The following is a 19457-nucleotide window of genomic DNA, read 5'->3' as shown; positions in this document are numbered from 1 at the left end:
CATTTGACACCATGAAACCACAAGCTATCGGCCCGGTCATGATCGACATCGAGGCCCACAGCCTCAGTGCGCTGGACAAAGAAAAAATCGCTCATCCCAATACCGGCGCCTTAATCCTATTTTCCCGAAACTACGACAATCCTCGACAAGTCGCTGACTTAATCAAACAGATCCGCGCTGCACGCAACGGTGACATCCTGATCGCCGTCGATCAGGAAGGCGGCCGCGTGCAACGCTTTCAAAATGGCTTTACCCGCCTGCCGGCCGCGGCTTTTTACGCCGAGCAACCTGAGTTGGCAGAAGCTGCCGGCTGGCTGATGGCCAGCGAACTGCTGGCCGTGGATGTGGATTTCAGCTTCGCGCCGGTATTGGATGTGGATTGCGGGGTTAGCGAGATCATCGGTAACCGCTCGTTTTCCCAAGACGCAAAATTAGCCGCAGAACTGGCCGGCGCATTTCGGCAAGGCATGCGCGGCGCCGGCATGGCTGCCACCGGCAAACACTTCCCTGGTCACGGCGCGGTGGCACTGGATTCGCATTTGACGCTACCCGTCGACGAACGCGATCTGGAAACCATCCGCCAACAAGATTTACTGCCGTTCAAACAATTGATAGCACAAGGCCTGGAGGCCATCATGCCGGCTCATGTGGTTTATCCGCAAGTAGACCGTTACCCGGCCGGCTTTTCCAGCTTCTGGCTACAGACCATTCTGCGCGGCGAACTGGGTTTCGATGGCGCCATATTCAGCGACGATCTGAGTATGGAAGGCGCGGCCAGCATAGGCGATTTCACCGAACGCGCCGGCTTAGCCCAACAGGCCGGCTGCGATATGCTGCTGGTTTGCAATAATTCGACAGCGGCGGAGCAAGTGCTGGATAAACTGCCCATCAGCCAAAACAGCAAACGCGAACAACGCCTGCAAGCGATGCGCGGCAAATGCCAGCTCGATAAAGACGCCTTAGCAAAAAGTGACAAATGGCAAACCATTTCCAAACAAATCACGGAGTTTTATGAAGCCCATGCTTGAAGAAATCGGCATTGTTAAACAGCAAGCACTGCTGCTCCACAGCGCCGAGGAAGTCGAAGCGGCATTGGATAGCATGGCGGCGGCGATCACCGACAAACTGCAAGACAGTAATCCCTTGGTGTTGTGCGTCATCAACGGCGGCATCATCGCTACCGGCAAGTTACTGCCGCGCCTGGACTTTCCGTTGAATCTGGACAGCGTCCACGCCAGCCGTTACCGCAACGCCACCTCGGGCAGCGATATACATTGGCTGTTCAAACCGACTACGCCATTGGCCGGCCGTACCGTGTTGGTAGTCGATGATATTCTCGACGAAGGCCATACCCTACAAGCGATAGTCGAATATTGCCGGGAAGAAGGCGCCAGCACCGTTTATACCGCTGCGCTGTTCGACAAAGATTTGCAAGTTACCAAGCCCATCGAGCCCGACTTTATCGGTCTCAAGGTCGCCAATCATTATTTGTTTGGTTACGGCATGGATTACAAGGGTTATCTTAGAAATGCGCCAGGCGTATTTGCCTGCAAGGAAGTACTATGACATTGGCTATCATTGGCGGCACCGGCCTCACCCAAATCGAAGCACTCACCATCACCGGTGAGGAACGCCTGACCACACCTTTCGGCGAGCCATCCTCGCCTTATTTGCTGGGTGAGCTAAATGGGAAGAAATTGGTGTTCCTGGCCAGACACGGCAATCCGCATCGAATCCCACCGCACAAGATCAACTACCGGGCTAATATCTGGGGATTAAAACAACTAGGCGTTACTGAGATTATCGGTGTAGCGGCGGTCGGCGGTATCGGCGCGAAAATGGCGCCGGCCGTTATTGCCATTCCGGATCAATTGATAGACTACAGCTACGGCCGCGAGCATACGTTTTTTGCCGAAGATCTGGAGCATGTCACGCATATCGATTTCACCGAGCCCTATACGCCTTCATTACGCGCCAGAATTATTCAAGCCGCGCAACAGGCAAACATTTCCCTCACCCCATCAGGCACTTACGGCTGCACCCAAGGGCCAAGGCTGGAAACGGTTGCCGAAATCAAACGTATGGCTAACGACGGTTGCGATTTGGTGGGCATGACGGGCATGCCGGAAGCCGCGTTGGCACGGGAATTGGGTTTGGCTTATGCCAACATCTCGGTGGTAGCCAATTGGGCGGCTGGTGTGGTGGAGGGCGAAATCACCATGGCCGAGATCGAGAAAAACTTGGAAGTTGGCATGACCAATGCCATCGCCTTGCTGAAAGCAACGGTATTATTCAACGACTAGCAGAAACAGAAACGGATTTTGACGGGGCCCGGATGCCCCACCAAAATCCGCGAATTTGGGAAACGTAGATTACATTTCCCGAACCTTTGCAAAGCGCTTATCTTTTCGTGCCACCGCTGTGAAGTACATCATTGCGGTAAGCTGAGTTGGCGGAGTCTTCGGCGATATTTTTTGCCGCAGTAGCATATTTATCATGCTCGGCATTTTTTACCATCAGTACGGCGCCAGCCGCCAATACGACAGCAATGACGATATAGAGCCAGAAATTATCTTTTTCTTGTACTTCACTCATTTTGTACCTTCCTTTTGTTGTTTGTGATGGTGGTGCTGAAAAAAATTTCAACGGGGCAAAAGATAACAAACGGAAGCTTATATTTTTTGATATACATCAAACTTTTTATGGTTGTTGAATTTTATGCCTAGTCGCCGCCTATTTCTAAAGCACTCCGGTATTTTGCTGACCGCGGCTTTATTGACCGGCAAATTCGCAAACGTCCTTGCCGAGAGGTTGGCAACGCATTTTGCCGCCGATGACTTCGTCGCCCTCTACTCGCAGCTTATCGATCAGCGAACGGTGATTGATAGCGATAAACTCAATTTGATCCTGCCCGAGATTGCCGAAGATGGCGCGGTGGTGCCGGTTAGCATTGCTAGCGAGCTGGACGACATCGAAAAACTGTATCTGTTCGCCGATAAAAATCCTACGCCGCTGCTAGCAGAATTCGAACTCACGCCGCTGATAGCGCCCTTCCTTAGCGCGCGGATTAAATTAGCCGAATCTTGCAATGTGATTTTGCTTGCCGAACACGGCGGCGAGTTACTGCGCACCAGCCGCTGGGTGAATGTGATGCGCGGCGGCTGCGGTACAGGTTGATATGGCTAACAGTATTAAAATCAGAAGTCAGCGGCGCGACGGTTACACGGAAGTTAAATTACTGATCACGCATCCGATGGAAAACGGCCGCAATCGCGACGCCAACGGCGAATTGATTCCGGCGCATTTTATCGAGCGGTTACTGGTTAAATTAAACGATCAACTAATCCTAACCACCAATATGGCCGGCAGCCTATCCAAAAATCCGTTTTTTACGTTTAGATTAAAAGCAGGAAATAGCGGCGATAGACTCAGTGCCGAATGGACTGACAATAGACAAAACCAAGATCACGCCGAGCACGTGCTCGACTGAAGCATAGGCTAGTTAAGAATAATTTCGGCGGTCTGATTTCGGGCGCTGGCTACCAGAAAACTCAACGGCGATGCAGCAAATTGCCGTTCCAACTGCGCCAACAGCTCTGCCGCGCGCAGCGGATCGGCAACCGCGCAAAATCCGGTCGGCCCCCACGAAGTTTGACCTATCGCCACCGCGCCTTGCTCAGCCAGACTAGCCATCGCTGCCGCGACATCCGGACTGGTAAACACCCCACCCTGCACCGGCGCGAAGTGTTCGCCCACCGCCTGCTGCAACGCAGTAATCACTTCGCCGAATTTATTAAGATCGCCTTCAGCCAGCGCCGGCAAACCCTGCATCAATAGCAAGTAACATAAGCGCTCGGCCTGGGTTTGCGGAAACGGCGGCAATTGCTGAAAAGCGCTGACCTCCTGTTCGCCATGCAAACCTTGGCCGCGTTGATCAAACACCAAAATAAACCGCCAGTCTTCCGGCACCGCCATTTGCGCGATCATGGGCGGAGTTTTGGTGTCGGGTCCGCGACCGCCGTCAACCACCAAGCCGCCTGTTTCGAAGATACCAATACCAATACCGGAACGCGCGCCGCGATCAGAGAGTTGCGCTATTTCCCGCACCGACAACTTCAAACCGTAAAAAGCATTCAACGCCGCACCAACAGCCAGAGCCATTTGCGTACCGGACCCTAAGCCAATATGTTCAGGAATGGCATGGTCGATAGTGATATTAAGTGCATCGGAAACGCCCAGCAGCTGAGAAAATTGCCGGGTACATTTCAGAGCACGCTCGGCGGACGGACCGCTGACTTGCAGGGTATCCGCGGCAGTTATGGTGAGCTGGGTATTGATTTCGTTCAGCGCCAAACCGATGCTACCGAAATGCCGCCCCAAAGCCCCGCTCAAATCGATAAAGCCCATATGCAAGCGAGCCGGTGCTATGACCGTCACTGATTGGTACCGCGCTTTCACCACCTGGATTCCGTCAAATAATAAGGAGCCGGCATTATAGCGGATGATGTTGGCGGGCCGAGATAAAATCAGCCACTTGGTGTAGATCGGCCATGAGAAAATCGGCGTGTTCGGCAGCCCAGGTGTCCGCCGGCTGTAATGACGGCACGAAGACGCAAGACGCGCCAGCGGCCAGAGCAGCACTGACGCCTGTCGGCGAATCTTCCAGCACCAAACAGTCCTCGACCGGTTGTGTCAGCTCCGCGGCAGCGCGCAAAAAAATATCCGGGGCCGGCTTTGCCGCGGCGACCATATCGCCGGCAACGATATAAGAAAAAACATCCATCAATCCGGCCCAGGCCAGGCATTGTTGCGCCGCCGCCAGCGCGCTATTAGTGGCCAGACAGAACGGCAATTGGTACTGAGCCAATACCTCCAACACGGCAAAAAAACCGGGCTTTACGGCGATACCGTGTTGCTGCACATGTGCGAGCCAATAATCGCTACTTAAATGTTGAAACTTGTCCAGATTGAGGCCAACGCCACATTGCTCCTGCAAACGGTGCGCAACCGTCTTTCCTGAGCAACCGGACAAGCTATCCCAAAATTCAGCCGGCAGCGCAAAACCAAGCTCATCGGCCCCGGCCCGCCAAGCCTGAACATAAGTCGGTTCGCTATCCAAAACCAGACCGTCCATATCGAAAATAACCGCCCGCCAATGCCGATCTGTCACCGGATGACCTTAATAAACTCGCCTATGGCTTCCCGATTCGAACCGACTACTATGCGCTGCACACCATCTTGATCAACTTCCAACTGCCCGGCCACGCGAATCCGTTCGCCGATTTGTGCCTGGCCGTTGTAAGTGGCGGTAAAACACACCACGCTATCAACTTGGGGATGCTTGATAGCAAACCGAGCGGGATAATCGAAACTGAATTGGTCTTCACACACTTCGGCGTCGATAGTGATGAAGCCCAGTTTACGATAGCTTTTATCCTGTGCTTCCTGATCGGCAACCACCAGAGACAAATCGAATTTTCGCGCATTGATCATGCCCTTGTTGTACTTGCGCTGCTCGTGCCAGACATATTCGTCAAAGGCAAAATCGCTGGCTCGCCGCTGGTAAGCCTCCAACCAGTCTTCATCGTTTAATGCCTGGCAACGATCTTCGGCAATCAAGGCTTGGACGATATTGCGCGCACGATGAAACTCGCCACGCTCGTAACACACCAGATCAATATCGGAACTGTGTTTTTGCATACCCACCAGCAGCGAGCCGGTCACGCCGAATCGGCTAAGGTCCAAGCCATTGGACCGCAACAAACCACACAGTTTGTGCAAATCGGCCAATACCGGATCGCCGGGCTCCTCAGCCAACAATCTTTGCAATAATTTTTGAGGCTGATAATGCCGAACAATAGCGGCACTGGGCACGGCGTGTAAATGCGCGTCAAGCAGCGTCGAATAATGCAGGTACTGCGGGCAATATTGCTCAAGATGTTGGTTCGCCAGTGCGGTGTCGACCTTGCGCCAAACGCCCTCCACACAGAGGTAGCGCAGAAAACATAAGACCTTCCCATTTTCCTGGCCCTTAACAACGACCGCGAAAATCAATCCTTCCGCAGTTTCTATAAAATCTTTGGCTCGATACACGGTTTTAATTGAACTCCACCCGGTTACGGCCGCTTTGCTTGGCCTTGTACAAAGCGGCGTCTGCCGCCTCCAGCATCTCCAGCGCGGTTCTATATTGGCCAACATAGGTTGCCACACCCAAACTCAGGCTAACACACTGAGTCTCGGTGTCGCCGTAAACGATGTTTTTTTCAAAAACTTGCCGGCGAATATTTTCAGCAAGCTTAAGGGCATCTTGCAAAGCCGTATCGGGCAAGATCGCCACGAACTCCTCGCCACCGTAGCGACAAATGAGATCACTGCTACGCTCCAATTGCTCCGTGAGAACTTTCGCCACCGCAATCAAACAGCCATCGCCTTGCGGGTGCCCTAAGGTGTCGTTATATTTCTTAAAGTGATCGATATCGCAAATAATCAAAGACAACGGCGTTTTATTGCGACGGGACAGCGCAAACTGCATGGCAAGATTGCTATCGAAATGGCGGCGATTGCCCAAGCCGGTTAATTGATCGCGCAATGATAAACGCTCCAATTCCCGATTGGCGGCCTGCAATTCCCGCTGAGTGGTTTGCAGCTTTTGCCGCATCACATAAATCCGCTCCATCGCGATCACTGTCAATCGCAAACGGGTAGGATTCAGCGGCTTAGGCAGATAGGCGTCGCCGCCGGCCAAAATACCGTTAACGAACGACTCATCATCGTCGTGCATCGTAAAAAAAATGATGGGAAACCAATCGGCCTTTTTTAGCTCGCGGATGGCTTTCGTGGCCTCGAAACCGCTCAGCAAGGGCATTTCCACATCCATCAAAATTAAATCCACGTCTTGGTCGGCGACATATTGCAAGGCTTCGGAACCGTTTTCCGCATAGGACACCGCATGCCCCATTTCTTTCAGGCATTCCGCAACCAGCTGCCTGATCACTTTACTATCATCGACCACCAATATTTTCATTGTTCTTTTAGTTGGCTTAAGCAGACTCTAGGATTCTAGCGTAATTAATTGAACTCACAGAAAACAATTGATAAAACCGAGTCAATCCCCTATCCTCGCCCGCTGGCTTTTCAGCCTACCAACAATCCGTTATTCCCCTCCAAACCTTAGGAGAAATCATGAAGATCGGTGTTCCAAAAGAAGTTCACGACGGCGAAAAGCGCGTCGCTACCACGCCCGAGGCCGCTGAAAAAATCATCAAACTAGGTTTTGAAGTACTGGTGGAAAGCGGCGCCGGCGACAATGCCAATATTTCCGATGACGCTTATCGTGCGGCCGGCGTGCAAGTGGTCGCCACAGCGCAGGAATTATGGCAACACAGCGATATTGTCATGAAAGTCCGCGCTCCCGAATTTCATCCGCAACTGGCTATCGACGAAGCCGACTTGCTGCGCGAAGGCCAGCAATTGATCAGCTTTATCTGGCCGGCGCAAAACGAAGCACTAATGCAAAAATTGGCCGCCAAAAAAGTCTCTGTGTTGGCCATGGACAGCGTGCCGCGTATGTCCCGCGCCCAAAAAATGGACGCCCTGAGTTCCATGGCCAATATCGCCGGTTATCGGGCCATCGTAGAAGCCGCGCAACATTTTGGCCGCTTCTTCACCGGTCAAATCACCGCTGCCGGAAAAATCCCGCCCGCCAAAGTGTTAGTGATCGGTGCCGGCGTCGCAGGTCTGGCCGCGATTGGCGCTGCGAAAGGCATGGGTGCCATTGTCCGCGCCTTCGACACCCGGCCGGAAGTGAAAGAACAAATCGAGAGTATGGACGCCGAGTTCCTGATGCTGGACTTTCAGGAAGACGGCTCCGGCACCGGCGGTTACGCCAAAACCATGTCCAAGGAATTTATTGAAGCCGAGATGGCTTTGTTTGCCCAACAAGCCAAGGAAGTGGACATCATCGTCACCACCGCCTTGATCCCCGGCAAACCGGCCCCCGAGCTGATTACTGCCGAAATGGTGGCGTCAATGAAGCCCGGCAGTGTGATCGTGGATTTGGCTGCCGAACAAGGCGGTAACTGCGCGCTCACCGAGAAAAACCAGGTGGTGGTAAAGCACGATGTGACCATTATCGGTTACACCAATTTGCCCAGTCGCTTGGCTAATCAATCCAGCCAGCTTTACGCCACTAATCTGCGGCATCTGCTCACCGACCTTACCCCTGGCAAAGACGGCAACACTGTCATCAACATGGAAGACGAGGTGATACGCGGCGCGACCGTGATTAAGGAAGGCAATATCACTTGGCCGCCGCCACCGCCCAAACTGTCCGCTGCCCCCAAACAAGCGGCAGCCGCCGAAGCAGCCGCCGCAGTGGAAACCAAATCTTTGATACCGGAACCGATAAAGCAATGGTTGCCGATTGCCTTGGCTGCTCTGGTGTTCTTTGCGGTCGGAGCGACGGCACCTACGTCGTTTTTGTCGCACTTCACGGTGTTTGTATTGGCTTGCTTTGTAGGCTACCAGGTGATTTGGAACGTCTCACCGTCGCTACACACACCGTTAATGAGTGTGACCAACGCCATCAGTGGCATCATCGTGATCGGTGCTCTGGTGCAGGTGTCCTCGCCTGACTCCATAATCGGAATTTTGTCGGCGGTGGCCATTCTGATCGCATCCATCAATATTGCCGGCGGCTTTCTCGTGACACGCCGCATGCTTGAAATGTTTAGAAAATAAGGAGAGCTACATGTCAAACGGTCTAGTTACGATGGCATACATCGCAGCCTCGATTCTATTCATTCTCAGCCTCAGCGGCTTGAGCAAGCAGGACACAGCGCGGCGCGGCAATTATTACGGCATGACCGGGATGGCGATTGCGATTGCAGCCACGGTATTCGGCGGCAGTGTGACCGCCTACGTCATACTCACGATTGCCTTGCTGATCGGTGGCTTCATCGGCACCAAAGCCGCCGCCAAAGTGGAAATGACGCAAATGCCGGAGCTGGTGGCACTGATGCACAGCTTGGTTGGGATGGCGGCGGTATTGGTCGGCTACGCCAACGCCATGGATCACTCCAACAGTTTGGTCGGCGCCGAAAAAACCATCCACGAAGTGGAAACCTACATCGGTATATTTATTGGTGCGGTGACCTTTTCCGGTTCGGTGATCGCCTTCGGCAAGCTCTGCGGTCGCATCAGCGGCAAGCCGGTGTTGTTGCCAGCACGGCATTGGCTAAACCTGGCCATGCTGGTCGTTACCGTGATTTTGGGCGGCAGCTTTCTGAGCGCGGCAGAAAGCGGTGGCGGTATGCTGCCGCTGGCGATTATGACGGTGATTGCTTTGGTATTTGGGGTACACATGGTGATGGCCATCGGCGGCGCCGACATGCCGGTGGTGGTATCGATGCTGAACAGCTATTCCGGTTGGGCGGCAGCGGCTACCGGCTTCATGCTCAGCAATGACTTACTGATCGTCACCGGCGCCTTGGTCGGCTCCAGCGGTGCGATTTTGAGTTACATCATGTGCCGGGCGATGAATCGACACTTTCTCAGCGTGATTGCCGGCGGGTTCGGTAGCGCGGGTGGTGAAGCGGCAGAAGTGGTCGGTGAGGTACAACCCATTGAAGTGGAAGAAACAGCCCAATTATTGCTGGATGCCAAAGACATCGTGATCATTCCCGGCTATGGCATGGCCGTAGCGCAAGCACAGCACACGGTCAACGAAATCACCAAATTGCTGACCGGTCGCGGCAAAAAAGTTCGGTTTGCCATCCATCCAGTGGCTGGCCGTATGCCGGGGCATATGAACGTCTTGTTGGCTGAAGCGAAAGTGCCGTATGACATCGTGTTTGAAATGGATGAAATCAACGAAGACTTTCCACATGTGGATGTCTCCATCGTCATTGGCGCCAACGACATCGTCAACCCCTCTGCTTTGGACGACCCCAACAGCCCGATAGCCGGCATGCCGGTGCTGGAATGCTGGAAAAGTGCTGCCACTATCGTCCTGAAACGTTCGATGGCTTCAGGTTACGCCGGCGTCGGCAATCCCCTGTTCGTGCATGACAACACCCGCATGCTATTCGGAGATGCTAACGATAAATTGCAGGGCTTGTTGAAGGCTTTGCAGGGGTGACCTAAGTAATCCCATCGGTGACCGCCAATTTAGATAATTGGCGGTCACCTCAAACTGGGGAGCCGCAAAGGACAAAGAAGATTAAGCCTGTTTACGTTTCAGGCCCAGGAAACCCAGTAATCCGGTACCCATAAACCAGATCGCACCAGGCACTGGTACAGCGGCTGGCGTAATTGAAGTGACCAAATAAACGGTACTATTATCACTGCCCCATGCTCCTGCGCCATTGGTATTGATACTGTTATAGTACCAGACCCATTGCGCGCTGGAATCGATACCGGAGTGGAAGCCCCAGGGCGATATTCCATTGGCACCCTCTGCGACAATCGGGGATGCCGGATTCGCCAGCGAATCTACATACATACTCCAACCGGTACCGCCAGTTGAAATAGTATTTGCGCCATTGCCGAATAAATAGTCGTTATTCGACAGCGTAAAAGTACCCAATGCCGCACCTGGGCCGCCTTGATTGGTGACTTTTAAAATCAGATAGGAAACAGACGTGGTGGTTAGGTTGTCGACCGAAGAATACGTGCTGCCCCAATCGTTGCCGCTTAGGATAGCAGCGCTACTAATCGAGGTTGCGCTGGAGCTGACGTACGCTTCAAAAGCATTATCGGCAGTAAAAACGCTGGTCAGTAAAGTAGATGCTTGCGCGCCTGATATTGAACCAGCCAGAATAAGAGCCGAAGTCAGTTTTTTCATTTTTCAGATACCTTTAAGTTATGTGAGTAGCGTAAGGTTATCACTTGGTCGTTATCGATCATATTGCCCAAAAGCATTACGACCAAGCCTCCGGTAGTAATAAGCGCTAGTAGCCTAAACCCTGACTAAATAGAGCAGAGGCTGGTTTTGCCACAAGTTAAAAAGTTGGAGTGAATTTGTTTACCTTACCATCAATCTGGAACCTGATCATTACCACCCTCGTATTCATCTGGGTAGCCAAACGTGCCCAAACTTTGCTGGATAAGCAAGATTTGCCCCAGGGTACGACACGCAGCTTGCTGGTGTTTACCTTGGCCTCGCTGCTATCCTGGGGATCAGGCGAAGCCGTCGACTGGACCGAAGCAAAAATCCAGGGCAAGCCACAAATCGGCTCTCGCTCAACGGAAGAAGAGATTGCTCAGCTGTTAGAGGTTTTCAACCAAGTTCAAACGGCAACCCAAACTAAATCATCAAGCTATTGAAGAGACATTATGAAAAGACTGCTATTGGCATCAACGCTGGCCTTTTGTGCCCCCACCTATGCTGACAACTATTTATCGTTTAAAGCACCGAATAAAGCCGATGCGGAAACTTGGCTGAATGCCTTTACCGATGCTCAAGATATGACCCGAGACGGCATGGTGTTAAAAAGTAATTTAAAGCGGGAAGAACTCTCGGAATCGCTGAAATCGCTTCGGGCAAAAGCGGAAACCTTGTTCGGTGATGTCGTATCGCCGTTCGGCGATTGCACCAAATCGGTCGAGTCGGTCAATTGGTACTGGCAAACACAACTATCGCTCATTACCGATCCAACGAATGATACCGATAGCAAGGCGCTTAGCTTGGTTACCCTGGCCTGGGAAGGCGGCGAATATTATGCGATATGCTCACGCATGATCAGGGCTTTGCCGTAACGCTGACCCGAATTCTTCTAGCTTTAGTTAGGACTAGTTGAGACAAAAGCGATAAAGACCTGCCTTCCACGACCTTTAGCACCAAGGTCTGTTATTGCTCTGAAAGCGGCCTTGCTTCTGATCTATCACTTAAATCAGTCTGGTAGCTGGGCACCGCTATTTACCGGGGGGAATTGGCAAAAATATTTACGCCCTCATAACGGCAAAATGCTGAAGCGCCTGTCAGCCAGCCCGCGGCAAACATACGCGAAAGCACGTACCCTTCCCCAGTTCGCTCTTCACCTCTATTCGCCCATTGTGTTTTTTGACGATCCCATAGGATAAAGACAGGCCCAGGCCTGTGCCCATGCCAACTGATTTGGTGGTAAAAAACGGATCGAAGATTTTTCCAAGCTGTTCGGGCTTGATGCCCTTGCCGGTGTCCTCCACCTCAACCCAAACATTTTGCTCGTCATACGCGGTGCGAATCGTAATTCGGCCGTGATCCTCGATGGCTTGCACGGCATTGATCAAAAGGTTCATAAACACTTGGTTGAGCTGGGACGCGATGCAGTTAATCTCGGGGATTCCGCCGTATTCCTTGACGACGTCGGCCTTGTACTTGATCTCGTTCCACACCACGTTAAGCGTACTGTCGAGACCGGCCTCAAGATTCGCCGATTGCTGTTCCAGTTCGCCGACGTGAGAGAAATCCTTCAGATCCTTAACGATGCGCCGCACTCGCTGCAGGCCGTCGAGGGATTCCGCCAGAAGATCGCCAATATCTTCACGCAAATAGCCGATATTGATTTCCTGCTTCAGATGCGTGATATTTTGCAAGGCCTCATTTACCAACGACCCTTCAATCCGTTCGTAAGCCGCCAGCAGTGCCAGCATGCCATCGACATACTCTTGCAAGGTGCTCAAATTGGAGTTGACGAAGCCAATGGGATTATTGATTTCGTGAGCCACACCGGCCGCGAGCTGACCAATCGAAGCCATTTTTTCGGATTGCAGCAGTTGCATCTGGGTTTCTTCAAGCTGCCTGATCAGTTCCTCTTGACGCGCCTTCTCGGCCAGTAATTGCGTATTGGCCATTTGCAGGGATTCAGTGCGCTTTCGCACCTGTTCTTCGAGCTCGTCTCGGGAATCGCGCAATGCTTCCTCGGCCCGTTTGCGTTCGGTAATATCGTTAAAGCCGAAGACGCGGCCGATGATGTGCTCGCCTAGATATTGCGGCCGGGATCTGCATTCGAAAATCCGGCCATCATTGAGGCTCAGAATATCTTCGGTTTCGCTGTTGCCGACGAGTTCCTGTAGGCGCATACGAAATATTTCCGGCTCGGCAACCAGCCCGGCAATAAACTCGAGAATATCCGCTTCCTCACCCTCCAGCAGCAACTCGTCGGAAATGCCCCACATGCTGCTGAACTGGCGGTTCATGTTGGCAATCTTGCCATGCCAATCGATGACCAGAATGCCATTGCCTGTCGATTCCAACGTCGCGCGCAATTGGGACAATATCTGGGCCAGAGCATCCTCGGCCTTGTGCTCGTTCTGTACATCCCTGGCCTGCACCAGAATCAAAGGGCTTCCTTCGTGATCAATGACTTTGACGGATTTGGTCACCGTCAGCATCGAACCGTCGGCGCATTGGTAAAGTCCGTCCTGGGTCTCGATATCCTGGTATTGGCCGTTACGGACGTCCTCCCAATAAAACACGTCTTGCAATGAACTTTCGATGTTGGTGATCGGCATGGCCAGCAATTCGGCTTCCGAATAGCCCAGCATTTTCTCGACAATCTTGTTGGCAACGATGATCCGCAACTCACCGGGTTCAACCAACAACATCATATACCGGCTGTAATCAAGCATCAGATGTTCGAGGCTGATCATCCGGCTCGCTCCTGCCCAGGCGTATTCGGATCGAAATAGTAATTGACCCGTTTGCGCGGACTGAGATAGTTGTATATCTCCCGCGGGACCTGCGCCGGCCTGATCGCCTTTGCGATATTCGCATCCGCTTCGCACGCCGTGTCCACCAGAATCGCCTCATCCCTGGGAATATCCGCGTCGTAAATCAGCACCAGCGGTTTCATCGGCTTGGCGGTATTGACGGTGACGACCATGCCGATCACGCCATTGGAAAACTGCACGATGGTGCCGGGCGGATAAACGCCAAGACAACGGATGAAGACCTGGAGCAGTTTCTGATCGAATTTGTTGCGCAACTTGGCGAACATGGTCGACAGCGCCTCGTGGGGCGTCAGCGCATCGTTAATATTCACCGGATTGCACAATTCATCATAGTGGTTGGCAATGACAACAATCCGGGAAAGCAAACCGATAGCCTCACCCTTTAGTTTATTAGGGTAGCCAGTCCCATCGAACCATTCGTGGTGTTCGCGGATGATGGTCACCACGGCCGGCGCCAATCCCAGCCGCTGGCCAATATCCGCGCCGTACTGGCAATGCATTTCAAACAAATGCCGCTCAGCCTCATTAAGCGGCTCCTTTTTCATCAGAATTTTTGTCGGAATTTCCTTATGGCCAATATCGTGAAACAGCGCGCCTATACCCAGGCTGCCGACCAGTTCTTGCGGAAGCTGGATGTCGCGAGCCATCATCAGGGACAGCATGGTGACGTTCAAAGAGTGGTAATACATTTCCTCGGCACCCGCTTTGCCGATCATGACATGTATAGCAAGTTCCGGTGCGCAAAGCAGCGAGTCGACAATTTGGTCCACCAATTGCCCAGCCTTGCGCACGGTTTCCGCCGGCATGGTAAACAGGCTTTTCTCAATGCCGTGTATCGTTTTAGCGGTATCGATAAAGGCATTTTCAATCCGCGCCGCCACCTCGCGCTGCTGCTGGATCCGCTCGACCAGCGCCAGTTTGGCTGCCAACGCCGGCGAAATATCCGGCTTGGCGGCAACCTGTGGTTGCTCTACCTGCTGTGTTTTTTTAGGCAGCGGATGGACATCGCTGAGGGCCGGATCGTAACGAATCGATTTCAGCCCAAGACTCTGAAGGGTCTTGATCTGCGCCTCGTTTTTAATCTTGAAATGGCTGAACGAGAATGGGTGATCAAACCACTTGAGATTGAGGTGGATATACAACCCGACCCGCAGCTGATCCATGGTGATGTTGAGGTCATCTTGCATAGGGATTGGCAGTTCGATCAACTTTTGTCAGATGGAAAAATGTCGAATTCATACCGTCTCTACCCATACGCCGCCCCAGACCACTCCCGGTTTTACGATCATCTTCATACGGAAGGCGCCGCTTCAGTGAGTTTGACCGGAAGCGTAGGGGAAATAAGGAAAATAAGCAAACCAGGAGTCAAATCCAGTTGGACCCTATGCCAATCAAAAGCTTGGGAACTGAATAGCAAGTCATTCTCCTCATACCCTCTTAGCAATTGAGCCATGTGTTTCCCTCCTTCTGCATCCGGACGATGATCCATTAGAAGATAGCTAAGAGTGCCGGTGCTTGCGTTGGCAATTACCTGAAGGTGTTTAGCTTAGCGAGATCTTTTATCCCGTTCCAGTTCCAAATATTTATGCCGCAAATCGACATAATTGCCGCCTATCCATTGCCAAAATGTCGCCGCCGCTTCCGGGTCAGTGCTGATTAACTTCACGGCTATCGCGCCGTTGCTGCTGATGTCGGTAATCTGTGCGTCAATATCAATGCTGGCTTTGGTTTTGACGACGCGCCTGTCGGTATCGACCCGAAAAGTCACCGGTTCGCCTACTTGAAACAGGATGTCGCGTTTTAAGCCGCCCAAAAACTTCAGGCTATACTCCGAAACCGATTGAAACGGCAACACGAACTCTGCATGCCAACGAAACGGCGGACACTGGATAGGCCCGGCGTTCTTGGGAAAGTGCACGGTATAGCCGTCATCGACTTTGGCTTTAACCACCCCCCGGGTATAAATTTCGTGGCAATTGGTCAGTACCGCATCGCCCGGCTCCAGACCGTATTTTGCAGCGTGTGCAGTCAGGCTGTTGAAAGCCAAGACAAATCCCAAAACGATTGTTTTCATGCTGCTCTCCTGATTATTATTGTTTACTTTCATCCTTAAACTTTCGGCTCGGCCAACCGGATACTGGAGATCAAATTCGTCCCACGGCTTGGCTGGGTACCCTCAGTCTGTATCCGCCACCAAGCATTGTCAATATGTTGCCTACAATGCAGCTCAGCAGCAGGCGGACAACCCAATCCCTTCTTTATCGCGGTTGCGGTGTGCTGGGTTGATATGGACCCAGCAGGCTACGCACCAAGGTATTGGTTTCGTCTATATCCACAGTGATCATATGCCCGGTGTTAGTGCCTAGATAGGGCTGCATTGCGGCTGCCATATACGGGAACACCAGACGTAAGTCGTTACTGGAACCGTTACTTTGTACGCTGGTTTTCCATAACTGTTTGCGTTGCTGCTGTTGCAAATAGGCTTCTTTATCGCAGGCTTCCAACACCAGATAGCGCCGGAACGTCGTGTAGGATTCGGTGCGTTGCGAATAGCCGCCGTAACCCCAACCAAAACCGGGATAATAGCCATTGTAAAATCGGGACATGCGGTACGGATAGTAATAACCCATGTCGTTCCACAATGGTACTTCGTAGCTATACTGGTGGACTTCCGGCGCACCGACGCCGTAACTTAAGAACATCACCAAGTTGCTGTCTTGCAGACTCGCGGCCTTGCTGTAGCCGCGATTGGCCAGGACTTTTTCGATATAGCTTTTAAACTCGATAAACTGCAAATCCTGTTCATTGCCGCCGGCATTGCCCGGCAATACTACGAATCGCATATTGCTTTGCGGAGCGCTAACGGCGACTAACGAATCGATTTCCGTGCGGAATTGCAGAGGACGCGGTGTACTGCTACAAGCCGCCAATAATGCAGTCATTAATAAAACCAACAACCGATAATTTACACTTATGAATTTATTGCTGTGCATGGTCACTCCCTGTTTCGTTCGTTGAAGCATTCTCTTGCCATAAGCTTTGCGTGCGTTGCTGCAAGCGAATATCGGCAAGTACCTTTTTATCGTGCAATTCCGCCTGGTGGGTCAATTGTTCCGAGAGCTGCTGACTTTCCGCAAGCCTTTGCCTGGCCTGCTGGGTTTCCTGGGCCAGCAACTCCGCTTCCAGACGCATCGCCTTTAACTCGTTTTCGTGGCGTAGCTGTTCGGCATACAAACGCTTCTCAAGTTCCAACTGCTGAGTAAGCTGATCTTGTTTGTCTTCCAACAAGCGCCGCTGCTTTTCGGCTTCCTGAGCCTGCATCAGTAATTCCAGCTCGGATATACGGCGCAAATGTTCCAGTTGCAGGCGTTTTTCGTGTATTTCCTCTTCCTCCTGCAACCGCTGCTGCCGGGAGAGTTCGCGGGTGCGTTCTTCATTCAACTCAAAAGTCTTTTTCAACACGTTCAGATAAACGCTGTCCCGGCCCAACTGCACGTTCGGAAATTCGTTAAAGCTGGCAGTAAGGCTACACAGGGCTTGCGATTGAATATGCTGTTGCATTAACACTTGGTTAATGGCCAGCGCAATGCGTTTCTCGGTTTCAATTAGACCGGCTTGAATCCAGTTGCCATCAGCCAGCGTTTGCAACTCAAGATTGACCACATCATCAATAATATCGGCATACAACTGCTTGATGTGTTGGTTAATCGTAGGCAGCATTTCGCTGTTTTTCAGCACATAAGCCAGGGTGGCCTGAAAGCGCAAATCCAGCGCCAAGTCCACAGTGCAAAAATCGTCGAACATACTCAGCTGCCGCCGGTATTGCCAGCTTTCTATCGTCAGCGGGTGAATATGGTGATAAAAGCGTTTGACGAACTTTTTTGGCCGTAAAAAGAGTTTTTTATACGGCCCGAGTTTTAGCTGCACCACTTGCCGGTCGGCGTCGAAACCAGCGATCCATTGCTCCGCCGCATCGGCCAGCGACTCTTCAAATAAATCGCCGCCGGCCAGCCAGACTTCTAATTCGGTGCCAGCGCTATTCATGGCTGACAACACCGGCTGCAGCAGCGGCTTTTTGTTTAAGCGCGGCGATTTTGTCGGACATTTTTTCGGCAATCAGCGGGTAAAGATTCGGCGCAAACTCCACGGTTCTATCGTCTACTTTACGCAAGAAACCGCGGCTGAGCAGCAAGCCGACCACGAACATTCGCGACCAATCCGAGTAACGGCGGGCTTTTTCCAAGTCGGATTTTTCGATGACCATTTCCAGTTCATCGTTCTCGTTGATCCGAAACTCGGTGAATTGTCGCAGGCATTCAAACACCAGTTCTTCTTCCTGGATCGTCAACGGTCCCGGTGCTGTAAATTCCAAGCGATAAGACAGTAACACGGTGAAAAAATCCACCATCGCCGCGCAGGCAAATGCAAACCAGGAAAACCCGCGCCACATCGCAAACGAGGGTTTAACTTCCTCAACAAACTGTTTATAGGTCATCAGCAAGGGTGCATCGGGTAAAGACATACCCATGCTGCTGGCAAGTTGGTTCACCCCAAGCTGTATATCCTGATAATTTTTTAAGAATTGTGTATAGGTGGCTTCCTTGTCGTTAGTCACATCCAATTGGTTCAGGTTGCTTTGCAACAGTCGGATATTACTGTCCAAGGTCTGAAAAGCTTGTTCCTGCTGTTGCAAGGCCTGCTTCTTTTCTTGGTAAATTTGGTTGTAATGGCGCCAGAACGGTCCCTCGCCTACCTGATTTTTATAGCCGGGGCCGATTTCATTATGCGTTCCAAAATACGCCTGACTGGCATCCAGCGAAGCTTTTTCCAGATCCTGTTTTTGTTGGTGCAGCATCTGGCTTTTAACTTGCAGAATACTGTCCAGATAATTTTTGGTCTGCTGTCTTAACTCGTTCAGCCTATTAATATGCAGCGTTTCCTGCTCGGATATTTCGTAAAATTTGAAATAGGAAAAAGTCACTGAAGCCGCAATTGCCACCGCCAAAGACGCCACCACGGTAAAGTAGCGCATCCTGTTGGCCTTCCAATGAATGCCGGCCATTTCCAAAGAACAGATAACGATGATGGATTGAATGGCGACGGTAATCACCAACGCAATCCAGGGCGTGATGAAATGCGATAAACCGTAATAGGTGGTAAAGCCGGACGACAGGCTGAGCATCAGAACGATGGGTATCGTCCAAATACGCAACATGCTGACAAACAGGGTTTGAATGCGGTTAATAAAGTAACCGAGTCCGGTAGAACGGATTTTGATGCTGGGATTTGTCATTATTATTTTTTGCTCCAGCAGAATGCCGGATAAAACGGCGTCAGCTCATACTTAAAAGCGCTCGCCAGTGTCATGAACAATGGTCACCACGGCTTTCTCCACGCCCATCAATGCCGTGCTCGCGCCGCCCGAGATAACCGGAGTTTCGACTAGCTCCACCGCCAAATCAAAACGGTTTTTGATCATGTCGGCAACCCTGGATATAGCGCCCAGGACTGCCTGACGATTTGCTGGGCCTTGACAAAAGCGCCCTATTTAGCAAGCGCCCCGCTTGCTCCGCGACTTGAATCATAGCCACACCGATTCAGTCCATAACCGAGCCGCCGGGGTTTTGCGATGCCAACTTTGCCAGCACAGTCGTGGAGTTTTCCAACACGACTTCATGTAATTTCACTACCGGCGTATTGCCGATCAAGTGCATTACATCGCTGGCAACAGGCATTGAGTTACC

23 protein-coding genes are annotated in these 19457 nt (G+C 52.0%); 9 read left to right on the top strand and 14 right to left on the bottom strand.

Features of this window, described 5'->3' with window-relative positions; all coding sequences use genetic code 11:
- The first annotated feature begins 11 nt into the window (after positions 1-11).
- Genes nagZ through CWO84_RS05015 form a run of 3 tightly spaced genes read left to right on the top strand, consistent with a single transcriptional unit; the run spans position 12 to position 2303 of the window.
- Positions 12-1028 (top strand): beta-N-acetylhexosaminidase, encoded by a 1017-nt coding sequence (gene nagZ / locus CWO84_RS05025; protein ID WP_101051951.1) that lies wholly within the window; start codon positions 12-14, stop codon positions 1026-1028.
- Positions 1021-1566, top strand: coding sequence for a hypoxanthine-guanine phosphoribosyltransferase (locus CWO84_RS05020; protein ID WP_165786271.1), 546 nt, complete (start codon positions 1021-1023; stop codon positions 1564-1566). Before nagZ ends, CWO84_RS05020 begins: the two co-directional genes overlap by 8 nt.
- Positions 1563-2303 (top strand): S-methyl-5'-thioinosine phosphorylase, encoded by a 741-nt coding sequence (locus tag CWO84_RS05015; RefSeq protein ID WP_101051949.1) that lies wholly within the window; start codon positions 1563-1565, stop codon positions 2301-2303. The genes CWO84_RS05020 and CWO84_RS05015 overlap by 4 nt, the downstream gene beginning before the upstream one ends.
- Positions 2304-2400: 97 nt before the next feature.
- On the opposite strand, the gene CWO84_RS05010 is transcribed toward CWO84_RS05015, so the two are convergent.
- Positions 2401-2595 carry a hypothetical protein gene (locus CWO84_RS05010; RefSeq protein WP_033156590.1) on the bottom strand — a complete coding sequence of 65 codons (195 nt, stop codon included), beginning with the start codon at positions 2593-2595 and terminating at the stop codon, positions 2401-2403.
- A gap of 123 nt (positions 2596-2718) precedes the next feature.
- Here CWO84_RS05010 and CWO84_RS05005 point away from each other — a divergent pair, with 123 nt between their 5' ends.
- The gene (locus CWO84_RS05005; RefSeq protein ID WP_133120647.1) at positions 2719-3177 is read left to right on the top strand and encodes a thiosulfate oxidation carrier protein SoxY; all 459 of its coding nucleotides are present in this window, start codon (positions 2719-2721) and stop codon (positions 3175-3177) included.
- Position 3178: 1 nt separating this feature from the next.
- The gene (soxZ, locus tag CWO84_RS05000; RefSeq protein WP_101051947.1) at positions 3179-3490 is read left to right on the top strand and encodes a thiosulfate oxidation carrier complex protein SoxZ; all 312 of its coding nucleotides are present in this window, start codon (positions 3179-3181) and stop codon (positions 3488-3490) included.
- An 8-nt stretch (positions 3491-3498) separates the two neighbouring features.
- Here the strand turns inward: soxZ and CWO84_RS04995 are convergent, their stop codons facing one another.
- Genes CWO84_RS04995 through CWO84_RS04980 form a run of 4 tightly spaced genes read right to left on the bottom strand, consistent with a single transcriptional unit; the run spans position 3499 to position 7024 of the window.
- Complete coding sequence (locus CWO84_RS04995; protein ID WP_276308149.1) at positions 3499-4437, bottom strand: beta-ribofuranosylaminobenzene 5'-phosphate synthase family protein; 939 nt, start codon at positions 4435-4437, stop codon at positions 3499-3501.
- A gap of 55 nt (positions 4438-4492) precedes the next feature.
- Positions 4493-5170, bottom strand: a complete 678-nt coding sequence (locus CWO84_RS04990; RefSeq protein WP_101051946.1) for an HAD family phosphatase — start codon at positions 5168-5170, stop codon at positions 4493-4495.
- Complete coding sequence (locus tag CWO84_RS04985; protein WP_101051945.1) at positions 5167-6093, bottom strand: hypothetical protein; 927 nt, start codon at positions 6091-6093, stop codon at positions 5167-5169. The genes CWO84_RS04990 and CWO84_RS04985 overlap by 4 nt, the downstream gene beginning before the upstream one ends.
- Positions 6094-6097: 4 nt before the next feature.
- Entirely contained in the window at positions 6098-7024 is a 927-nt protein-coding gene (locus tag CWO84_RS04980; protein WP_101051944.1) for a diguanylate cyclase, read from the bottom strand.
- Between the two features lie 158 nt (positions 7025-7182).
- Between CWO84_RS04980 and CWO84_RS04975 the strand changes: the two genes are divergently transcribed.
- Both CWO84_RS04975 and pntB read left to right on the top strand, forming a co-directional pair.
- Complete coding sequence (locus CWO84_RS04975) at positions 7183-8739, top strand: Re/Si-specific NAD(P)(+) transhydrogenase subunit alpha (protein WP_101051943.1); 1557 nt, start codon at positions 7183-7185, stop codon at positions 8737-8739.
- 10 nt (positions 8740-8749) lie between these two features.
- A complete protein-coding gene (gene pntB, locus CWO84_RS04970; RefSeq protein WP_033156597.1) occupies positions 8750-10138 on the top strand; it encodes a Re/Si-specific NAD(P)(+) transhydrogenase subunit beta in 1389 nt (462 codons plus the stop codon).
- 81 nt (positions 10139-10219) lie between these two features.
- On the opposite strand, the gene CWO84_RS04965 is transcribed toward pntB, so the two are convergent.
- Positions 10220-10843, bottom strand: a complete 624-nt coding sequence (locus CWO84_RS04965; RefSeq protein ID WP_101051942.1) for a hypothetical protein — start codon at positions 10841-10843, stop codon at positions 10220-10222.
- Between the two features lie 176 nt (positions 10844-11019).
- Here CWO84_RS04965 and CWO84_RS04960 point away from each other — a divergent pair, with 176 nt between their 5' ends.
- Both CWO84_RS04960 and CWO84_RS04955 read left to right on the top strand, forming a co-directional pair.
- Positions 11020-11325 carry a hypothetical protein gene (locus CWO84_RS04960; RefSeq protein WP_101051984.1) on the top strand — a complete coding sequence of 102 codons (306 nt, stop codon included), beginning with the start codon at positions 11020-11022 and terminating at the stop codon, positions 11323-11325.
- A 9-nt stretch (positions 11326-11334) separates the two neighbouring features.
- Complete coding sequence (locus CWO84_RS04955) at positions 11335-11757, top strand: hypothetical protein (RefSeq protein WP_101051941.1); 423 nt, start codon at positions 11335-11337, stop codon at positions 11755-11757.
- Between the two features lie 222 nt (positions 11758-11979).
- Here the strand turns inward: CWO84_RS04955 and CWO84_RS04950 are convergent, their stop codons facing one another.
- The 8 genes from CWO84_RS04950 to CWO84_RS04915 all read right to left on the bottom strand — a co-directional run bounded on the left by CWO84_RS04950 (position 11980) and on the right by CWO84_RS04915 (position 19448).
- A complete protein-coding gene (locus CWO84_RS04950) occupies positions 11980-13632 on the bottom strand; it encodes an ATP-binding protein (protein WP_101051940.1) in 1653 nt (550 codons plus the stop codon).
- A complete protein-coding gene (locus CWO84_RS04945) occupies positions 13629-14900 on the bottom strand; it encodes an HD domain-containing phosphohydrolase (RefSeq protein WP_101051939.1) in 1272 nt (423 codons plus the stop codon). The genes CWO84_RS04950 and CWO84_RS04945 overlap by 4 nt, the downstream gene beginning before the upstream one ends.
- A 359-nt stretch (positions 14901-15259) precedes the next feature.
- Positions 15260-15787, bottom strand: a complete 528-nt coding sequence (locus CWO84_RS04935) for a hypothetical protein (RefSeq protein ID WP_240617966.1) — start codon at positions 15785-15787, stop codon at positions 15260-15262.
- A gap of 184 nt (positions 15788-15971) precedes the next feature.
- Complete coding sequence (locus CWO84_RS04930; protein WP_101051936.1) at positions 15972-16706, bottom strand: hypothetical protein; 735 nt, start codon at positions 16704-16706, stop codon at positions 15972-15974.
- Positions 16693-17757, bottom strand: coding sequence for a hypothetical protein (locus CWO84_RS04925; RefSeq protein ID WP_101051935.1), 1065 nt, complete (start codon positions 17755-17757; stop codon positions 16693-16695). Before CWO84_RS04925 ends, CWO84_RS04930 begins: the two co-directional genes overlap by 14 nt.
- Positions 17750-19006, bottom strand: coding sequence for a hypothetical protein (locus CWO84_RS04920; RefSeq protein WP_101051934.1), 1257 nt, complete (start codon positions 19004-19006; stop codon positions 17750-17752). Before CWO84_RS04920 ends, CWO84_RS04925 begins: the two co-directional genes overlap by 8 nt.
- A 51-nt stretch (positions 19007-19057) precedes the next feature.
- Entirely contained in the window at positions 19058-19192 is a 135-nt protein-coding gene (locus CWO84_RS25145; protein WP_276308147.1) for a hypothetical protein, read from the bottom strand.
- A gap of 118 nt (positions 19193-19310) precedes the next feature.
- The gene (locus CWO84_RS04915; protein ID WP_205800344.1) at positions 19311-19448 is read right to left on the bottom strand and encodes a hypothetical protein; all 138 of its coding nucleotides are present in this window, start codon (positions 19446-19448) and stop codon (positions 19311-19313) included.
- Positions 19449-19457 lie beyond the last annotated feature (9 nt).

It is taken from the genome of Methylomonas sp. Kb3 (assembly GCF_002834115.1).
Classification (GTDB): Bacteria; Pseudomonadota; Gammaproteobacteria; order Methylococcales; family Methylomonadaceae; genus Methylomonas; species Methylomonas defluvii.
Note: the sequence above shows the minus strand (reverse complement) of the source record. Positions and strands in the feature narration are given on the sequence as shown.

Coding starts and splice junctions, on each gene's coding strand:
- CWO84_RS04980 (WP_101051944.1), bottom strand. CDS start 7,024: ATGAAAATATTGGTGGTCGATGATAGTAAAGTGATCAGGCAGCTGGTT.
- CWO84_RS04935 (WP_240617966.1), bottom strand. CDS start 15,787: ATGAAAACAATCGTTTTGGGATTTGTCTTGGCTTTCAACAGCCTGACT.
- CWO84_RS04920 (WP_101051934.1), bottom strand. CDS start 19,006: ATGACAAATCCCAGCATCAAAATCCGTTCTACCGGACTCGGTTACTTT.
- CWO84_RS04965 (WP_101051942.1), bottom strand. CDS start 10,843: ATGAAAAAACTGACTTCGGCTCTTATTCTGGCTGGTTCAATATCAGGC.
- CWO84_RS04975 (WP_101051943.1), top strand. CDS start 7,183: ATGAAGATCGGTGTTCCAAAAGAAGTTCACGACGGCGAAAAGCGCGTC.
- CWO84_RS04915 (WP_205800344.1), bottom strand. CDS start 19,448: ATGCCTGTTGCCAGCGATGTAATGCACTTGATCGGCAATACGCCGGTA.
- pntB (WP_033156597.1), top strand. CDS start 8,750: ATGTCAAACGGTCTAGTTACGATGGCATACATCGCAGCCTCGATTCTA.
- CWO84_RS25145 (WP_276308147.1), bottom strand. CDS start 19,192: ATGATCAAAAACCGTTTTGATTTGGCGGTGGAGCTAGTCGAAACTCCG.
- soxZ (WP_101051947.1), top strand. CDS start 3,179: ATGGCTAACAGTATTAAAATCAGAAGTCAGCGGCGCGACGGTTACACG.
- CWO84_RS04950 (WP_101051940.1), bottom strand. CDS start 13,632: ATGATCAGCCTCGAACATCTGATGCTTGATTACAGCCGGTATATGATG.
- CWO84_RS04930 (WP_101051936.1), bottom strand. CDS start 16,706: ATGCACAGCAATAAATTCATAAGTGTAAATTATCGGTTGTTGGTTTTA.
- CWO84_RS05020 (WP_165786271.1), top strand. CDS start 1,021: ATGCTTGAAGAAATCGGCATTGTTAAACAGCAAGCACTGCTGCTCCAC.
- CWO84_RS04945 (WP_101051939.1), bottom strand. CDS start 14,900: ATGCAAGATGACCTCAACATCACCATGGATCAGCTGCGGGTCGGGTTG.
- CWO84_RS05010 (WP_033156590.1), bottom strand. CDS start 2,595: ATGAGTGAAGTACAAGAAAAAGATAATTTCTGGCTCTATATCGTCATT.
- nagZ (WP_101051951.1), top strand. CDS start 12: ATGAAACCACAAGCTATCGGCCCGGTCATGATCGACATCGAGGCCCAC.
- CWO84_RS04925 (WP_101051935.1), bottom strand. CDS start 17,757: ATGAATAGCGCTGGCACCGAATTAGAAGTCTGGCTGGCCGGCGGCGAT.
- CWO84_RS05015 (WP_101051949.1), top strand. CDS start 1,563: ATGACATTGGCTATCATTGGCGGCACCGGCCTCACCCAAATCGAAGCA.
- CWO84_RS04955 (WP_101051941.1), top strand. CDS start 11,335: ATGAAAAGACTGCTATTGGCATCAACGCTGGCCTTTTGTGCCCCCACC.
- CWO84_RS05005 (WP_133120647.1), top strand. CDS start 2,719: ATGCCTAGTCGCCGCCTATTTCTAAAGCACTCCGGTATTTTGCTGACC.